The following is a 14,688-nucleotide window of genomic DNA, read 5'->3' as shown; positions in this document are numbered from 1 at the left end:
ACGGCCGGGAGGCCTCGTCTTCGGGCATCGCGCTGCTGCTTTCTTGCTACCCTCGTGCCTCGGGTTGCCTGACGGCACCGCAACAAAGCAAAGGCGCTCAACCCAAAGACTGTGATCAGTTCGATAGCTAACTTTATAGTTGATTGAAATGTTGTTGCGCTTGGCTTTATCGTGGTCATAATTCCGTAGGACAGGTCGCGACCTGCCCGATCCTGGTCTGTAACTATAGCAACCTCAGATTTCTCCTGCCGTCGAAATGACAGTTGGGCGAGCTGCAGCAGAAAAGTCCCACTTCGAAGGGGTAAGGGGGATGAAAAACCACAACTATAGAACTATAGTAGCAACTATAACAACAGCCGTAATTCCCCTCTTGGGAGGGGCAGGGGTGGGTTAAAACGCCAACTATAGCACTACAACCTGAACTATAGCAAAGGCTGTAAAGCTCCTTCCCCTGTTCTGGGGGTCAGGGACCTCGATAAAAGGGGAAGACTGGGAAGGGGTAAAACAGCAACTATAGAACTATAGCCAAAGCGACAGATAATACTGATAGTCACGATTCTGGGGACTTGCGCCAGCAAAAAGAACTATAGAACCAACTATCTTAAAGGCAGAAAGGAAGTTAAACTATAGTTTAGCCTAAACTATAAAAGGAACCGGTGGTTATTAGCCTGGAGATAACAGATTGACCGTATTGTAAACGGAACACCAGATAGCTCCTGCAACTATAATTGCGTATCAGAAAAAGATAGATTTACCAGAAAATAGCGTATCAACTATGCAGAAAAGAAGATTAGGAAACACTGAACTATATACCGCACCTATCGTTTTCGGGGGAAACGTACTTGGCTGGACTCTGAATGAAAAAGAGGCCTTCGCAATACTGGACGAATTTGTTGACCTTGGCTTCAATACCATAGACACAGCAGACGCCTACTCTACATGGGCAGAAGGGAACAAAGGAGGTGAGTCGGAAACGATCATAGGGAATTGGATGAAAGCCAGGGGAAACCAGAAGGACGTTACCGTCATTACAAAAGTAGGCTCCGACATGGGGCAGGGGCATAAAGACATCTCTGAAAAGTATATTCTGAAAGCTGCGGAAGACTCACTGAAACGACTGCAGGTGGAACAGATAGAACTGTATTTAACGCATTGGGATGATGACAAAACACCTGTGGAAGAAACGCTGGGAGCTTATCAGAAACTGATCGAAGCCGGGAAGGTAAAATACATTGGTGCTTCCAACCTGTCTCCGGCGCGCTTAAAGGCATCTTTAGAAGCAAGTAAAAAGCATGGATTACCCAGATACGAAGTGTTTCAGCCGGAATATAACCTCTATAACAGGCAGGCTTTTGAAGAAGGCATCGGGCCTGTATGTAAAGCAGAAGGATTGGGCGTGATAACGTATTACTCGCTGGCCAGTGGCTTCCTGACAGGTAAGTACAGAACAGAAGCTGATCTGGGTAAAAGTGTGCGTGGCGGCGGGATGAAAAAGTACCTGAACGAAAGAGGAAAGCGCATACTGGCAGCGCTGGATACAATTGCCGATAAACACAATATTTCTCAGGCGGGTGTTGCGCTTGCGTGGCTCGTAAACAAACCCGAGGTAACAGCGCCTATTGCCAGTGCCACCAAAAGCAAACATCTGCAGGCGTTCGCAGAGGCAACCCGGGTAAACCTGACCCAGGAAGACATGGAATTGTTGGATCAGGCATCAGCATACGAGAAAAATAATTAACACCGTAATCAAACCAATATGCTGGATATAGTGATAGAAGCCCGGAAAGCAGCCATTGCCCCGGGAATGGATGTGCGGCGCATTCTGCCGTTTCGCCTGCGCCGAATGGTAGGCCCCTTTATTTTTATGGATCATGCCGGCCCTGTTGATGTCGCTCCCGAGCTAACGCATTCTATGGATGTGTTGCCCCATCCGCATATCGGTTTATCTACGGTCAGTTATTTGTTTGGCGGTCAGGTTACGCACCGCGACAGCCTGGGGGTAGAGCAGATCATCCGGCCGGGTGAAGTGAACTGGATGACGGCAGGCAGCGGCATTGCCCACTCCGAGCGTTTTGAAGACCCAAGTGCCCTGGCCGGCGGCAACCTGGAAATGATACAGACCTGGGTAGCTTTGCCGGAGAAAGATGAAGAAGATGCCCCAGCCTTTACCAACTATAAACCCGAACAGCTACCAATTTATACCGACACGGGTGTTTGGATGCGGCTGATAGCCGGAGATGCCTACGGCCTGCGAAACGATGTGAAAACGCATTCGCCTTTGTTTTACCTGCATGTGGTGCTGCAAAAAGATGCCCGTATAAGTTTGCCGAAAGAACACACAGAACGCGGAATTTACGTGGCCAAAGGCAGTATAGAAGTTGCTGGCCGTACCTACACTGTTGGGCAGATGCTGGTGTTTAATAAAACCGCAGAGCCGGCTATAGTTGCCAAAGAACCGACCACGCTTATGTTGCTCGGTGGCGAACCACTGGGCGAACGGTATATCTGGTGGAATTTTGTTTCATCCCGGAAAGAGCGTATAGAACAAGCCAAAGCCGACTGGAAAGCCGGCCGTATAATTTTACCGCCTAATGACAACGCGGAGTTTGTACCGCTCCCGGAAGATAAGTCCAGGCCGGCAGGCAATCCTGCACCACAAGCCCTTTCCTGATTAGGGTCGTTTCATTCTATCATTCGCCCTCGCTTGCGGGACGCGAGCGAGGGCATTAAATAGGTTGGATTTAACAGAATAAAACGACTATGCTTTCCTGATGCTGTGCCAACTATAGTTTCAGAAGTTGTAACTATAGTTTATAGTTTGAGATGACTGCTTCCATTTCCTGGAGGAACAGGTGCATGTGGTACCCGTCGGCAAGGGCATGGTGCAGGGCAATACTCATCGGCAGCATCACTTTATCCTGCTTAAACTCTAAACGGCCATACCCGATCCTCGGCACTCCCGTTTCTTCTTGGGTCAACGAGAAAGCATGCTCCATGCCTTTGTATGTAAACCAGGGCAGCGTAGTCATGTGCAGCAGATCGTTGCCCTGGTAACCGTTAAATAATTTGTTGCTCTTTTTAACTTCAGCTATAATTTCGGCTCCTTCGCGGCAAAAGTCTTCCAGCGTTACGCGGTAGGAAAAGTGCGTAAAAGCGATGTTGTTGTCATCTTTCAGCACTGTAGATGAAAGATCGAGGCCGTTATATTTTACCACCTGGCCGTTTTCTATCCGGTAACAGAAATTTACAGTAGCGCGCGCTGCCAGCAAAGTCGCATACATGTAAGCCAGCGAAATGGACAGGTTATTTGCTTTACAATACCGGTGAAGCGGCGTAATGTCGGTTTCGGTGTGTACGTTGAAGAATGGTTGTTTAAAAGAACTGAAAAAGCGAAAGGTTTCCTCCCGGTCCCAACCCTCCAAAGCTATAATTTGCTTGCTGTATTTAGATTCCATAGTTATGCCCTGCCTGTTCTAATAGTTTGATGAACAGGTATAATTTAATCTGCAAAAGTAGGGCAGTGATTTGAATAAGCGAAGGATTATCGGTAGGTTTTTAGGCATTAATTAGCCGTCGTTATCGTATCTGTTTAGCTTTTTTTAACAACAGTAATCATCTATAGTCTCATTATTCAGTCATTAATCCTTTATTCTTAAAAGAATGAGACACCAAACCTTTTTGACAGTAGACGCTCTAATTGCGCCAGGTCCGACATTAGATTCAGATGAGTTTGCGGTAAGGAGGATTCAGACTGGTTTTTCTGGAACAACTTGTTCAGTTCGACCATTTTAAAGTAGAATGATTCGGATTTAAGTTCAAGCGGTAATAGCGCCAGCTGTTTTTCTATAGCAATTTTTTGTTGTTTAACGACCTGAATTGTTTCAATAGCCGTGTCAAAATCTATTTCCTTTTGTTCGACAGATTTTAAAAGTTCGCACTCGTATTTTGCACATTGTTTCGGTCTTTTGGAATATATAGTGCAGCCATCACAATACTTTTTGCAGGGCTGAAGAAAAAAACCTTCACCGTTTGAATTCTCAACATCCAGCAATTCTCTCAATACAGGCAATTCCTCACTTCCAAGCTGTACAAATCCAATCAGGGTACCGCTACAACATAACCCACAAGCCAAACATAGATTCGTTGAATCACTCATGTTTTTATTAATTTAATTTTTTTTTTGATGTACACTGTTGAAGTGGATCTTTAATTGGTCTTAACGGTTCACGTATTGGCGATGATGAGCATTTTAAAAACATAAGCCCAACATTAACACAAATGCCGATAGGGTTGAAAATGTTGAAGTTACAAATGTTTGCCCACTATTGCCAAGGCGATATTATTGGTTGTTTTTCTACTCCTTCCGTCTATTTTCATTGTCGTCTTGTTCAACGTGCAAGATATGTAAAAGTCGATGGATGATTGGGGCAAAGAATACTGCGGAAATACTCAAAAATGCAACTCCGCTATAGAGAGCATAAATTGATGAAAATATTTTTGCTGGAGGTGTGGACATTTCTACAACTGGCCCCATACCTGTCAAAATCATACAAGCCATATGGAAACTGTCAAGCCAGGAAATTTTACCAAAATGATGGTAGCCAATTGTACCAAGCAGAACCGAAAATAGTATTAAGACTAAAGCAAACATCCCATAACGCCCAAGCCTGAATAAGAAGCGAGGTAATGGCAATACTTTCTGATTGCGGCTTTCTAATTTCATTTGTTTCTGAGTTTTTTCCTTAGGTCTTCCAGATTATCAGTTTAAACTTCTTGAATTTCTAAAAGTTTTTTGTTTTGATGAACCAACTAATGGACAGTTTTTTCACTAAGCAGTTTAATTTCAAGTTCTGCTTTAAGATTAATTTTATAATCGCGTTCGCTTCTTTGTCTGTCTTTTTGTTCTTGTCTGCTTTGGCTCATTATATTGATAGTAGCTTGAATTGCAGTCAATTACTCGTTTTATTTTGAACGCCACATTATATATTCAGAGCACCCTCTTTAAACTCAAAGACTAGTGCTCAAGTGTGGTTCCTGACTCTTGATGATTTATATGCAGCCCAATAATTAAATCCACTGTTATCATCCTTTGGAATGCTTGGTCGATAACTTTCCTATCACAGCCATGCTCTTTGGCAAGAGCAGAGAAGGCCTCGTACACAATAACAAATAATATATCTCCTTTTGCTTTTTCTTTTTTTGTCAAGAAATAACCTTTATCGAGTTTGATTCTGTAGTCATATTCACTGCCAAATGTTTCTGTTCCAGGCTGTTGGTTAGAATCAACAAACGTTATATTAGCTCTTTGCTAAAAGAGACCTAGCTTGTTATTTATGTGTAATAAAAAATTTCATATAACTTCTCTGTAAAAAGGAAAACAGAATAGAACTGATGTCCATGCTTCAGTGTAGATTTCTGTATATGGGTTTATAAGATTCACAAGAATATTTCTTTACCGATAATGGATTAGTATAACAGTATACATACGCTTATCTGCCTTATGTACGAAGTAGGTTTATAGTTTAATCTAAGCTATAAACTAAGTTGCCTCAACAATGTAGCAAAACTAAACTATAGCTGCTATTACCAAGCCTTTTAATCCAATGATCTACAATGTAAAAAGCCGCTACCATAACAGGAAGCGGCTTTTAGTAAAAACAAGAAAGCGTTTAACGCTGTAAAATAAAGCAGCAAACTATAGTTTACCTGATCAACCCCACACCAACCGTAGCATTCGTCTGCTCATCTATTACTATGAAAGAGCCGTTTGCCTTGTTGTCCTTATAAGAATCGTAGAAGATCTCTTTAGCAGTTTTTAGCTGCACGTCGGCAATCTCGTTTAGTTGCAGAGCAGTCAGGGTGTCGTTTGCTTCAAGCGTAACCACATCTATCAGGTTGGCAAGCGCGCTTATCTTCGCTTTCGAGGTATTTACACCATGTTGTACCAGGTACGTGCCGCCCACGCGAAGCGGTTTCTTATCCATCCAGCAGATAGTGGCATCCAGTTGGCGGCCTTGTTTTGGCAGTTGTGCAAACGGAACGATCATATCGCCACGGCTGATGTCCACATCATCTTCCAGCAAAATACTGATTGACTCTTTTGCCTGGGCAGCTTCTATTTCGCGGCCAAACTTCTCTATTTTAGCGATAGTGGTTTCCTGGCCGCTTGGCAATACGACTACGCGTTCGCCTTTGCGTAACAGGCCGCTGGCTACCTTGCCTGCATAGGCCCTGTAATCATGAAACTCCTCCGACTTTGGCCGTACCACATACTGTACCGGGAAGCGGCTTTCCTCCTCAGGCAACTGCTTATCTGTAGTTACTTCTTCAAGTAGCGTAAGAAGCGGAGCACCGGTATACCAAATCATGCTGGCAGATGGCGCTGTAAGGTTCTCACCGTAAAGCGATGACACAGGTATAAAACTGATCTGCTGGCCTTCAAATCTAACTTTTTCAGCAAAAGCCATGAATTTAGCCTGTATCTCCTCGAAAGCTGCTTGCGAATAGCCAACAAGGTCCATTTTGTTGATACACACCACTACATTAGGGATGCGCAGCAGACAGGAAATATAAAAGTGCCTGAACGTTTGCTCTACCACGCCATTGCGGGCATCTACCAGGATCATCGATACATTGGCGTTGGAAGCACCTGTAACCATGTTGCGGGTATACTCAAAATGGCCCGGCGTATCAGCTATGATAAACTTTCGAGTAGGCGTTGAGAAATAGATATGCGCCACATCTATCGTAATGCCTTGTTCCCGCTCCGCTATCAATCCATCGGTCAACAGCGACAGGTCTATGTAATCGAGGCCTTTCTTTTTGCTACTTGCCTCAATGGCCTGTAGTTTATCAGTGGTAATCGAATTGGTTTCGAACAGGAGCCTGCCGATCAGGGTGCTTTTCCCATCATCTACGCTGCCTGCTGTTGCTATTTTCAGAACGTCCATACCTTAAAAATATCCGGTTTGCTTTCTTTTTTCCATTGCCGCCTCAGAGCGTTTGTCATCTATGCGGGCGCCGCGCTCCGATACCGTCGCGCTTAAAATCTCTTCTATTATGTGGTCTATCTCCACCGCCGTAGATTCCACAGCAGCCGTACAGGTCATGTCGCCAACTGTTCTGAAGCGCACCATACGCGTGCTTATAGTTTCGTCTTCGGTGATGTTGATGAACGAAGAGAAGGGGAGTAGCTGCCCGTCGCGCTCAAATGTTTCGCGCAGGTGCGAATAGTAGATAGACGGAATGGCCAGTTTTTCCTCTTTTATATAGTTCCAGACATCCAGTTCGGTCCAGTTACTGATCGGGAACACGCGCACGTTCTCGCCCATATTAATTCTGCCGTTCAGCATATCAAACAGTTCCGGGCGCTGCTTCTTGGAATCCCACTGTCCGAAGTCGTTTCTTACAGAGAAGATCCTTTCTTTTGCCCGGGCTTTTTCTTCGTCGCGGCGTGCGCCACCTATGCAGGCATCAAACCCAAATTCTTCAATGGCATCGAGTAGCGTAACGGTTTGCAGCACATTGCGGCTGGCGTATTTACCGGTTTCCTCCACCACTTTTTGCTGGTCAATGCTGTCCTGCACATAACGCACGATCAGTTCCAAACCAAGTTCAGCAACCAGCTCATCGCGGAATTTTATAGTTTCTTCGAAGTTGTGGCCCGTATCAACATGTAGTAAAGGGAAAGGAATTTTAGCAGGGTAAAAAGCTTTCTGGGCCAGCCTTACCAGCGTTATCGAGTCTTTTCCGCCGGAAAACAGGAGTACAGGTTTCTCAAACTGCGCGGCAACCTCACGTAAGATATAGATCGCTTCATCTTCCAGTTCTCTCGGAAAAACTCCGGCATGAATAGTCATAGCAGTATTATTTGTTAAAGTAATTTGCATGTAGTCCGCACTCTTTCTGGGTTTGTTCCCACCACCACCGGCCTGCCCGCGGTTCTTCGCCCGGCTCTATGGCTCTGGTGCAGGGCGCGCACCCGATGCTTACAAAACCCTGGTCGTGCAGCTTATTATAAGGCACTTCGTTTTCTTTCAGGTAGGCCAGCATTTCATCGAAAGACCAGTTAATAATCGGATTGAATTTGATGACCTGGAAAGCTTCGTCCCACTCCAGCAGATTAAAAGCGCTGCGGTTGACGCTCTGCCCGGATCGTAAACCGGTTACCCAGACATCTACGTTCTCCAAAGCTCTGCCCAATGGCTGCACCTTGCGCACATGGCAGCAGGCTTTCCTGTTTTCTACTGAGTCATAAAACCCGTTTATACCGTTCTGGCTTACTAGTTCTTCCACTGCTTCCGCTTTCGGGTAGTAGGCTGCAATTTTGCTTTGGTATTTCTGCTCGGTCTCGGCCCATAGTTCGTAGGTTTCCGGGAACAAGCGGCCAGTGTCTAAAGAGAAAATTCTTATTGGTAGCTTATTGGTGAAAATGGCGTGTGTGATGACCTGGTCTTCCTGGCCAAGTGCCGTAGAGAAAGCTACTTTACCCGGAAACGCCTGTGCTATAAAAGCCAGTGCTTCGGTCAGGGGAAGGTCGGTAATTGCTTTAAGCAGCGACGGTATCTGTTCTTTCAAGTTCATTGACTTCTTTTTTTATTGTAAAGCGTTCCCATATCCGTTCATGCACATAGTAGAGCACTATTTTGCTGAACACTTCTATAGAACCTATCGAAAAAGCCATTTTAAGCTCGCCTGTAATGAAATAGGAGATGATAATAGTATCAAAAGTGCCCAAGATGCGCCAAGAAAAGGCTTTGGCCACACTTTTGAATTTGCTGTCGGTGCGCGGGTTCCCCTTGCTGCTGAATGCCTTTTTTAAATATTGGTCGAATAGCATATCTCTGCTTTGAAAGCTAAAAGTATATAAACTCTACCAACTTTGTAGGGTAATCGACCAAAAAAAATCAGAATATTTACTATATCTGATATTAAGCCTTTGATTTACAGTTGTTTGTTGCTGATAAGGTCCTGCACGGTCTTGTTCTCCACTATACTTAAGGTCTGGTCGCGCACCTGGCACATGATCAGGTGCATGTTGCATGTTGCTTCGTCGGGGCAGTCGCCGCACTTTTCGTAGTAGTTCAGGCTAACGCAGGGTAGCCAGGCAATTGGGCCGTTCAGTAACCTGATCACTTTGGCAAGGGTAATCTCTTCCGGTTTTTTGATGAGGTAATAGCCACCGCCTTTTCCTTTTTTGCTGCCAAGCACACCGGCTTTCTTTAGGTCGAGGAGGATAGTTTCCAGGAATTTCTGCGATATCTTTTTAGCAGCAGAAATTTCCTGTATAAGTATGGCGCCTTTCTCCTGGTTTTCGGCCAGGTAACTCAGCGCATGAAAAGCATATTTTGTCTTTTTCGACAACATGGATTCGAACTGTTAAAAAACTTAACCGGTAATAAAACCCGACTATTGATAGAATGCGGTATAAAACTATAAAGTATTTTAACAGGAAACAGCTTCTTTGGGAAGATTCTGTCGGGATAACGGGCAGGTTAGTAAAATAAACGGACAGTTACTTATAGAGCCGACTATAGTTTACTGGTTAGACCTAGCTGTTTCGGACATCCTGGGCCGCGTAAATGGAGTGCTGATCTACGGGGATTCGGAAGTCCATGGCAGCGTGCTTTCGGACCTGGAAGTCCGAAAGAGCTTTTGGCACCCTCTTCTATAGAAACTATAAACCCTTAACAAGTGCAATACCTTGTTAGCTATCTATAGTTTATAGCGCTTCCTAACGCATCAGGAATTTAAAATTGTTGATGTTGCTGAGCGCAACCCCGGTGCCTTTTATAACCGCTAACAAAGGGCCTTCCACTACATGCACCGGCAACCTGGTTTTGCGTGCTAATCGTCTGTCCAGGCCTCGCAAAAGCGCTCCGCCACCAGTTAAGTAAATCCCGGACTGGTGTATATCTGATGACAGTTCAGGTGGGGTTAATTCCAGGGTTATGAGGATAGCTTCTTCTATTTTGGTGATCGATTTATCAAGGCAAACAGCAATGTCCTGGTAGGTAACCGTAACCTGTTTTGGCAGGCCGGTCATCAGGTCACGGCCCTTTACAGAATAAGGCTCAGGTGCATCTGGTAGTTCTTCAATGGCAGCGCCTACTTCAATTTTAATCTTCTCTGCCGTACCCTGGCCAATAAGGATATTATGCTCTTTGCGCATGAACTGGATAATATCTTCATCAAAAGAATCACCGGCTACACGCACCGACTGGTCGCAAACAATACCACTTAGCGCTATTACGGCTATTTCTGTAATGCCACTTCCAATATCAACCAGCATGTGCCCGGTCGGTTCCTGCACGTCCAGGCCAATGCCAATAGCTGCGGCAACAGGCTCGTGTATCAGGTATACTTCTTTGGCACCGGCAATAACGGCAGAATCTCGGATAGCTCTTTTTTCCACTTCAGTTATGCCAGCCGGAACGCAAACCACCATTCTGTAAGAAGGAGACATGCCGCCTTTACCAATGTTGGCCAGCTTCAGCATTCCTTTCATCATGTGCTCTGCGGCATGAAAGTCTGCTATCACCCCATTCTTAAGCGGACGGATCGTGCGGATATTTTCATGTTCTTTCCCTTCCATTTGTTCAGCCTTGCGGCCTACGGCAATTACAGCGCCTGTAGTTCGGTTAAAGGCAATAATAGATGGTTCATCCACCACTACTTTCCCATCTTTCAGAACCAGGAAATTAGCAGTTCCAAGATCTATCGCAATGCCTTGTGTCAGGAAATTAAAGAAGCCCATAAATAATATATAATTCGTTTTTCGCTGGTAAAGCAGCGGTAAAATTTGTGATCTTAATTATATTTTTTTTGATCTGATACTGAATTTGAACCCTAACAAACCTACCAACTATAGAAGTTCGGTAAATCGTAAGTTAAAAGCCCCTTCTAACTATAGTTACACTTTTAAAGGATTGCCATAGTCAGAACTGAATACATGCGTGAAGGATTGGCCAATGCACAGGCCTGTTAATTGAAAGCCTTCGGTACAGAAAGGAAATTCAGGCAATAACCCGTAAGCTTATCGCACAAAGTTACATGGTGAGATGTTGCTACATAGCCGGTAAGCGGCCAAAGAGAAGTACAGAATATGGTAGTAGGTGGCAGCAAATCAGCATTAGCGTTTATGATGTAAAGTTCACCAATGCTTCGTTAAAAAACAATAGAACTGCCCAAACTAAGGCAGTTATGCTAAGCTGATGTTAACAGAAAGCCTGGAAAATCGGGTCAAAGTTATCCTTTCATCACTTTTCCGTGAGCTCCTGAAATTTATGGAATTTAACTTACTGCTGTTATTTAACGGTAATGCTGCCTTTCATGACCGGGTGGATACTGCAATAGTAGCTTTGATTCTGGGTTACAACCATGCTCCAGGACTTACCGGGAGCCAGGGCGGGTGATTTCCATGACTTCCCGGAAGTTTCTGTAACATCATGAAACACGATGTCTTTGTTGATGAATACTACTTTGTCGCCTTTTTTTACGTCAAGCGCTGCCGGCTTAAACTTCATCTGGCTTATTTCTACGGTATGGGTTGCAGGTTTGTAAGGTGCTGAGAACGAGGTCAGATACAGCAGAAATAATACCAAAAAGGACATAAACAAACTATACCTTATAGTTATTCTGGCGTGGTTCATTTTCCTGAAAGTTGCTTTTGCACCATCTGGGCATGCTCTAAATGGGCCTTTAAGGCCGGTACTACATTTTGCAGAAATGCCTTTAATTCAGCATTTTCAGATTCCGGTATCAGTAGCCCTTCCACGGAAGCTATAACTGCTTTATGGTACGCTACTTCGTTGTCAATATAGGCTTTGTCGAAGGTTTTTCCGGATTTTGTGCGCAGCATTTTACTTGTCTTTTCTGCATCTGCCAGTAAGTTTTTGCTAACGGCATTGTCCTGCGGAGTGACGCCCAGTTTGGTTACCAGTGCTACGGCCTGTTCAATTACAGCTTTGTGGTCATTTGTCATGGTTTCTGCAAACTTCAGCACTTCGGTATTTTTCGAGCGTTCCTTGGCGATCTTCGCATAATCAATATCTATCTGGTTGGCTGTAACTGCGGTATGTGCTACTTCTGCATCCGATAGTTTTGGGTTATTCTGGCCAGCTACCGGAGAATGAAGAACAGTGAGACTGAACAGCAACCCGATGGCACAAGCGGTAAATGATCTGATTCTTTTCATAGTAATACGTTTTAGTGTTGATTTATAGATTAGATGAGGAAAGGGGAGGGCGGTTACAACAAAAACGTTTTTTATTTATCCAACTATAGTGTAAAGCGGCGGGTGTCGGGGAAGTAACGCACACTTGCAGGACGCGAACGGGGACGATATGCTGGACTGCTGCAGGATTCTTTTTTCTGCAACGTATCCGGACTTATGAATAGAATGTCCCGATTATGCCGCCATATACCAAATGCCCGAGCAGCGTAACCAGCGGAGTGCCTTTGCCATAGTTAAGCGCCAGGAAACCAGGCGGCTCCAGTTGTCGGGTTGGGGTTGGGCCCTGGTAAGGTCTTGCCATTCTGGGGTGTATATAGTTCATCATTTCCAGCCCTACAGTCAGTACAAAAGCACCGTGAACCAGGCCGATAGCAGCCCCAAACCACCAGGTAGCGATATTAGCACTTTCAAAGGCAGCGCCATAGATCAGGGCAAACAGCCAACCCATCAGTAAATGAGCCATAAAACCCAGCCAGGGTGCATTGTTGCGGTTAGAGGTAAAAAGCGTGCCCAGCATAAAGGGCAGGTCCATGCGTGTGAAGCCCAGTGGCCTGGAAGCCGACAATAAAACCGTCAGGACCAGCGTGGCTGCGAATCCCCAGAGAAAAAGATCAGAGATATTCATGATGCGCGGGAGTTTCGTGGTAAACCTCGTTTATAGCAAAAGCAGCGTTTATCAGGCCGATATGTGTAAAGCCCTGCGGGTAGTTTCCCAGGAGTTCAAATGTCTCCGTATCGATCTCTTCAGATAAAAGGCCGGTAGGGCTGGCGCAGGCAACTATAGTTTCGAAAAGAACCATTGCTTTTTCAATTTTTCCGGACCTGGCCAGGTTTTCGATCAGCCAGAAATTGCAGATACCAAATGCGCCTTCATTTCCAGTGAGCCCGTCATCCCGGTTCAGGTAGCGGTAAAGCAGGTTATTTTCAGATAAACGTTCCTGTATCAGTTTTGTAGTTGCAACCATCCTGGGCGATGCAGGATCGCAGTACCCTGCCAGTGAAAGCGTCAGCAGGCTTGCGTCTACTTTGCAGCCTTTCAGCTCGTGCGTGTAAGAATTGATTTCTTCATTAAAACCAAACTGCTCTATGTTCTCCCTAATTCTTGCAGCTGTCTTTCTGAATTTTTCGATCGGCGCATCGTGCCATTTATAGTTTTCGGTAAGCTTGATAAGTCTGTCCAGCCCTACCCAGGCCATTACTTTTGAGTGCGTATGTTGAATGATGGAAGAGCGAATTTCCCAGATACCATTATCCGGCTTATCCCAGCTATCGCAAATGATGTTACCCAGACCCAGTACAAACTTTTTGGTATCACGGTCAACTTTCTTCAGCAACGGTGAGTAGGCAAATACGGCATCCAGCACTTCTCCGTAAACATCCAGCTGAAATTGCTTATCTGCTCCGTTTCCGATCCGCACAGGGGAAGAATCCGCATAACCTTTCAGCCAGCTGATAATTTGCTCGGGTAAAGAGGCATGCCCGAAAACGTTATAAACTACCTGCAATTTTGGCCTGGTAAGTTGAGTTGCGTGCAGTATCCAGTGCATATACGCGTTTGCCTCTTCTTCAAACCCAAGTTTTAGCAGTGCCCTGATCGTAAACGAGGCATCCCGGAGCCAGCAGTAGCGATAATCCCAGTTGCGTTCACCGCCGGGCTTTTCGGGTAAGGAGGTAGTAGGGGCAGCAACTATAGCACCTGACGGGGCATAGGTAAGTAATTTAAGTACAAGCGCACTTCGCCTGACCTGCTCTTTATACAGGCCGGTGTAAGTACATTGCCCGATCCAGTTTTTCCAGAAATCTATCGTTTGCTGCATGCGCTCCGGGGCTGTGGTTTTAAGCTCAGGAACTATAGCCGGACTTTGGGCTGAATGACTGAAGGAGAAAATGACCTGTTCGCCGGGGCTAACACTAAAATTTGCAGTCGCGCAGCCTGGAATGATTTTGTTTACCGTGAGTTGCCCGGGCGGCAAGGTGCTAAGCAACGTATAGCTGTTTTCTTTCCAGATAAAATGGATACCCAGTTTTTGGCGGTCTTGCAGTTCAGGAGTGTGTTTGCCATAGTAGGTTTTAGGTACATATTCCAGCCTGAACTCAACCGTACCCGAAATACCCTCCACTATGCGCATCAGTTCATGGTCAGGGAATAAGTTGCGTTTTTTGTCTTTCTCGGTCTGGGCTGTAAAGGCATCAAGCAATCGCGCTTTTCCATCACTTGTCTCAAATATAGTTTCCACCACGTTTGTGTCGGGCAAATAGCGTTGCTCCGAACTATAGTTGCCCACAGGACTGATGGAGAAGTGGCCGCCCTGATCTCTGTCTAAAATAGCTGCAAAAACGCTTGGAGAATCAAATTCTGGCAGACAGCACCAGTCTATACACCCATTTTTACTTACCAGGGCGGCAGCACGCGCATTCCCGATCAGGGTGTAGTCTGAAAGCCTGGCAGCCAT

18 protein-coding genes are annotated in these 14,688 nt (G+C 45.3%); 3 read left to right on the top strand and 15 right to left on the bottom strand.

Annotated elements, in window-relative coordinates:
• Positions 1–775 precede the first annotated feature (775 nt).
• Both GSQ66_RS06470 and GSQ66_RS06465 read left to right on the top strand, forming a co-directional pair.
• The gene (locus GSQ66_RS06470; RefSeq protein WP_162426713.1) at positions 776–1,738 is read left to right on the top strand and encodes an aldo/keto reductase; all 963 of its coding nucleotides are present in this window, start codon (positions 776–778) and stop codon (positions 1,736–1,738) included.
• 18 nt (positions 1,739–1,756) lie between these two features.
• On the top strand, positions 1,757–2,671 hold the full coding sequence (locus GSQ66_RS06465; protein ID WP_162426712.1) for a pirin family protein: 915 nt from the start codon (positions 1,757–1,759) through the stop codon (positions 2,669–2,671).
• A gap of 133 nt (positions 2,672–2,804) precedes the next feature.
• Here the strand turns inward: GSQ66_RS06465 and GSQ66_RS06460 are convergent, their stop codons facing one another.
• From GSQ66_RS06460 to GSQ66_RS06415, 10 genes are all read right to left on the bottom strand, one after another.
• The gene (locus tag GSQ66_RS06460; protein WP_162426711.1) at positions 2,805–3,455 is read right to left on the bottom strand and encodes a CatA-like O-acetyltransferase; all 651 of its coding nucleotides are present in this window, start codon (positions 3,453–3,455) and stop codon (positions 2,805–2,807) included.
• Positions 3,456–3,652: 197 nt separating this feature from the next.
• Positions 3,653–4,156, bottom strand: coding sequence for a YkgJ family cysteine cluster protein (locus tag GSQ66_RS06455; RefSeq protein WP_162426710.1), 504 nt, complete (start codon positions 4,154–4,156; stop codon positions 3,653–3,655).
• Positions 4,157–4,354: 198 nt separating this feature from the next.
• On the bottom strand, positions 4,355–4,723 hold the full coding sequence (locus GSQ66_RS06450) for a hypothetical protein (protein ID WP_162426709.1): 369 nt from the start codon (positions 4,721–4,723) through the stop codon (positions 4,355–4,357).
• An 86-nt stretch (positions 4,724–4,809) separates the two neighbouring features.
• The gene (locus GSQ66_RS19145) at positions 4,810–4,923 is read right to left on the bottom strand and encodes a DUF1003 domain-containing protein (protein ID WP_317164242.1); all 114 of its coding nucleotides are present in this window, start codon (positions 4,921–4,923) and stop codon (positions 4,810–4,812) included.
• Positions 4,924–5,014: 91 nt separating this feature from the next.
• Complete coding sequence (locus GSQ66_RS06440) at positions 5,015–5,206, bottom strand: hypothetical protein (RefSeq protein WP_162426708.1); 192 nt, start codon at positions 5,204–5,206, stop codon at positions 5,015–5,017.
• 496 nt (positions 5,207–5,702) lie between these two features.
• Entirely contained in the window at positions 5,703–6,950 is a 1,248-nt protein-coding gene (locus GSQ66_RS06435; protein WP_162426707.1) for a sulfate adenylyltransferase subunit 1, read from the bottom strand.
• A gap of 3 nt (positions 6,951–6,953) precedes the next feature.
• Positions 6,954–7,859: a sulfate adenylyltransferase subunit CysD gene (cysD, locus tag GSQ66_RS06430; RefSeq protein WP_162426706.1), complete on the bottom strand. Its 906-nt coding sequence runs from the start codon at positions 7,857–7,859 to the stop codon at positions 6,954–6,956.
• 7 nt (positions 7,860–7,866) lie between these two features.
• Positions 7,867–8,583, bottom strand: coding sequence for a phosphoadenylyl-sulfate reductase (locus GSQ66_RS06425; RefSeq protein WP_162426705.1), 717 nt, complete (start codon positions 8,581–8,583; stop codon positions 7,867–7,869).
• Positions 8,549–8,839 (bottom strand): DUF2061 domain-containing protein, encoded by a 291-nt coding sequence (locus GSQ66_RS06420; RefSeq protein ID WP_162426704.1) that lies wholly within the window; start codon positions 8,837–8,839, stop codon positions 8,549–8,551. The genes GSQ66_RS06425 and GSQ66_RS06420 overlap by 35 nt, the downstream gene beginning before the upstream one ends.
• Before the next feature lie 104 nt (positions 8,840–8,943).
• Positions 8,944–9,366, bottom strand: a complete 423-nt coding sequence (locus tag GSQ66_RS06415) for an RrF2 family transcriptional regulator (protein WP_162426703.1) — start codon at positions 9,364–9,366, stop codon at positions 8,944–8,946.
• Between the two features lie 97 nt (positions 9,367–9,463).
• On the opposite strand from GSQ66_RS06415, the gene GSQ66_RS06410 reads away from it, so the two are divergent.
• Complete coding sequence (locus GSQ66_RS06410) at positions 9,464–9,673, top strand: hypothetical protein (RefSeq protein ID WP_162426702.1); 210 nt, start codon at positions 9,464–9,466, stop codon at positions 9,671–9,673.
• A gap of 60 nt (positions 9,674–9,733) precedes the next feature.
• Here GSQ66_RS06410 and GSQ66_RS06405 read toward each other — a convergent pair whose 3' ends face one another.
• The 5 genes from GSQ66_RS06405 to GSQ66_RS06385 form a co-directional block, all read right to left on the bottom strand.
• Positions 9,734–10,756 (bottom strand): rod shape-determining protein, encoded by a 1,023-nt coding sequence (locus GSQ66_RS06405; RefSeq protein ID WP_162426701.1) that lies wholly within the window; start codon positions 10,754–10,756, stop codon positions 9,734–9,736.
• 550 nt (positions 10,757–11,306) lie between these two features.
• Positions 11,307–11,651 (bottom strand): plastocyanin/azurin family copper-binding protein, encoded by a 345-nt coding sequence (locus tag GSQ66_RS06400; RefSeq protein WP_202923413.1) that lies wholly within the window; start codon positions 11,649–11,651, stop codon positions 11,307–11,309.
• Positions 11,648–12,196 (bottom strand): DUF4142 domain-containing protein, encoded by a 549-nt coding sequence (locus GSQ66_RS06395; protein WP_162426700.1) that lies wholly within the window; start codon positions 12,194–12,196, stop codon positions 11,648–11,650. The genes GSQ66_RS06400 and GSQ66_RS06395 overlap by 4 nt, the downstream gene beginning before the upstream one ends.
• Before the next feature lie 193 nt (positions 12,197–12,389).
• Entirely contained in the window at positions 12,390–12,860 is a 471-nt protein-coding gene (locus tag GSQ66_RS06390; protein ID WP_162426699.1) for a hypothetical protein, read from the bottom strand.
• Complete coding sequence (locus GSQ66_RS06385) at positions 12,847–14,688, bottom strand: glycoside hydrolase family 15 protein (RefSeq protein ID WP_162426698.1); 1,842 nt, start codon at positions 14,686–14,688, stop codon at positions 12,847–12,849. Before GSQ66_RS06385 ends, GSQ66_RS06390 begins: the two co-directional genes overlap by 14 nt.

This window comes from Pontibacter pudoricolor, assembly GCF_010092985.1.
Classification (GTDB): domain Bacteria; phylum Bacteroidota; class Bacteroidia; order Cytophagales; family Hymenobacteraceae; genus Pontibacter; species Pontibacter pudoricolor.
The sequence above is the reverse complement of the archived record's forward strand: the minus strand, read 5'-3'. Positions and strand labels throughout refer to the sequence as shown.

Excerpts from the sequence above, each read along its gene's own strand:
- GSQ66_RS06470 (WP_162426713.1), top strand. The coding sequence starts at position 776 with ATGCAGAAAAGAAGATTAGGAAACACTGAACTATATACCGCACCTATC.
- GSQ66_RS06465 (WP_162426712.1), top strand. The coding sequence starts at position 1,757 with ATGCTGGATATAGTGATAGAAGCCCGGAAAGCAGCCATTGCCCCGGGA.
- GSQ66_RS06460 (WP_162426711.1), bottom strand. The coding sequence starts at position 3,455 with ATGGAATCTAAATACAGCAAGCAAATTATAGCTTTGGAGGGTTGGGAC.
- GSQ66_RS06455 (WP_162426710.1), bottom strand. The coding sequence starts at position 4,156 with ATGAGTGATTCAACGAATCTATGTTTGGCTTGTGGGTTATGTTGTAGC.
- GSQ66_RS06450 (WP_162426709.1), bottom strand. The coding sequence starts at position 4,723 with ATGAAATTAGAAAGCCGCAATCAGAAAGTATTGCCATTACCTCGCTTC.
- GSQ66_RS19145 (WP_317164242.1), bottom strand. The coding sequence starts at position 4,923 with ATGAGCCAAAGCAGACAAGAACAAAAAGACAGACAAAGAAGCGAACGC.
- GSQ66_RS06435 (WP_162426707.1), bottom strand. The coding sequence starts at position 6,950 with ATGGACGTTCTGAAAATAGCAACAGCAGGCAGCGTAGATGATGGGAAA.
- cysD (WP_162426706.1), bottom strand. The coding sequence starts at position 7,859 with ATGACTATTCATGCCGGAGTTTTTCCGAGAGAACTGGAAGATGAAGCG.
- GSQ66_RS06425 (WP_162426705.1), bottom strand. The coding sequence starts at position 8,583 with ATGAACTTGAAAGAACAGATACCGTCGCTGCTTAAAGCAATTACCGAC.
- GSQ66_RS06420 (WP_162426704.1), bottom strand. The coding sequence starts at position 8,839 with ATGCTATTCGACCAATATTTAAAAAAGGCATTCAGCAGCAAGGGGAAC.
- GSQ66_RS06415 (WP_162426703.1), bottom strand. The coding sequence starts at position 9,366 with ATGTTGTCGAAAAAGACAAAATATGCTTTTCATGCGCTGAGTTACCTG.
- GSQ66_RS06405 (WP_162426701.1), bottom strand. The coding sequence starts at position 10,756 with ATGGGCTTCTTTAATTTCCTGACACAAGGCATTGCGATAGATCTTGGA.
- GSQ66_RS06400 (WP_202923413.1), bottom strand. The coding sequence starts at position 11,651 with ATGAACCACGCCAGAATAACTATAAGGTATAGTTTGTTTATGTCCTTT.
- GSQ66_RS06395 (WP_162426700.1), bottom strand. The coding sequence starts at position 12,196 with ATGAAAAGAATCAGATCATTTACCGCTTGTGCCATCGGGTTGCTGTTC.
- GSQ66_RS06390 (WP_162426699.1), bottom strand. The coding sequence starts at position 12,860 with ATGAATATCTCTGATCTTTTTCTCTGGGGATTCGCAGCCACGCTGGTC.
- GSQ66_RS06385 (WP_162426698.1), bottom strand. The coding sequence starts at position 14,688 with ATGGCTGCCAGGCTTTCAGACTACACCCTGATCGGGAATGCGCGTGCT.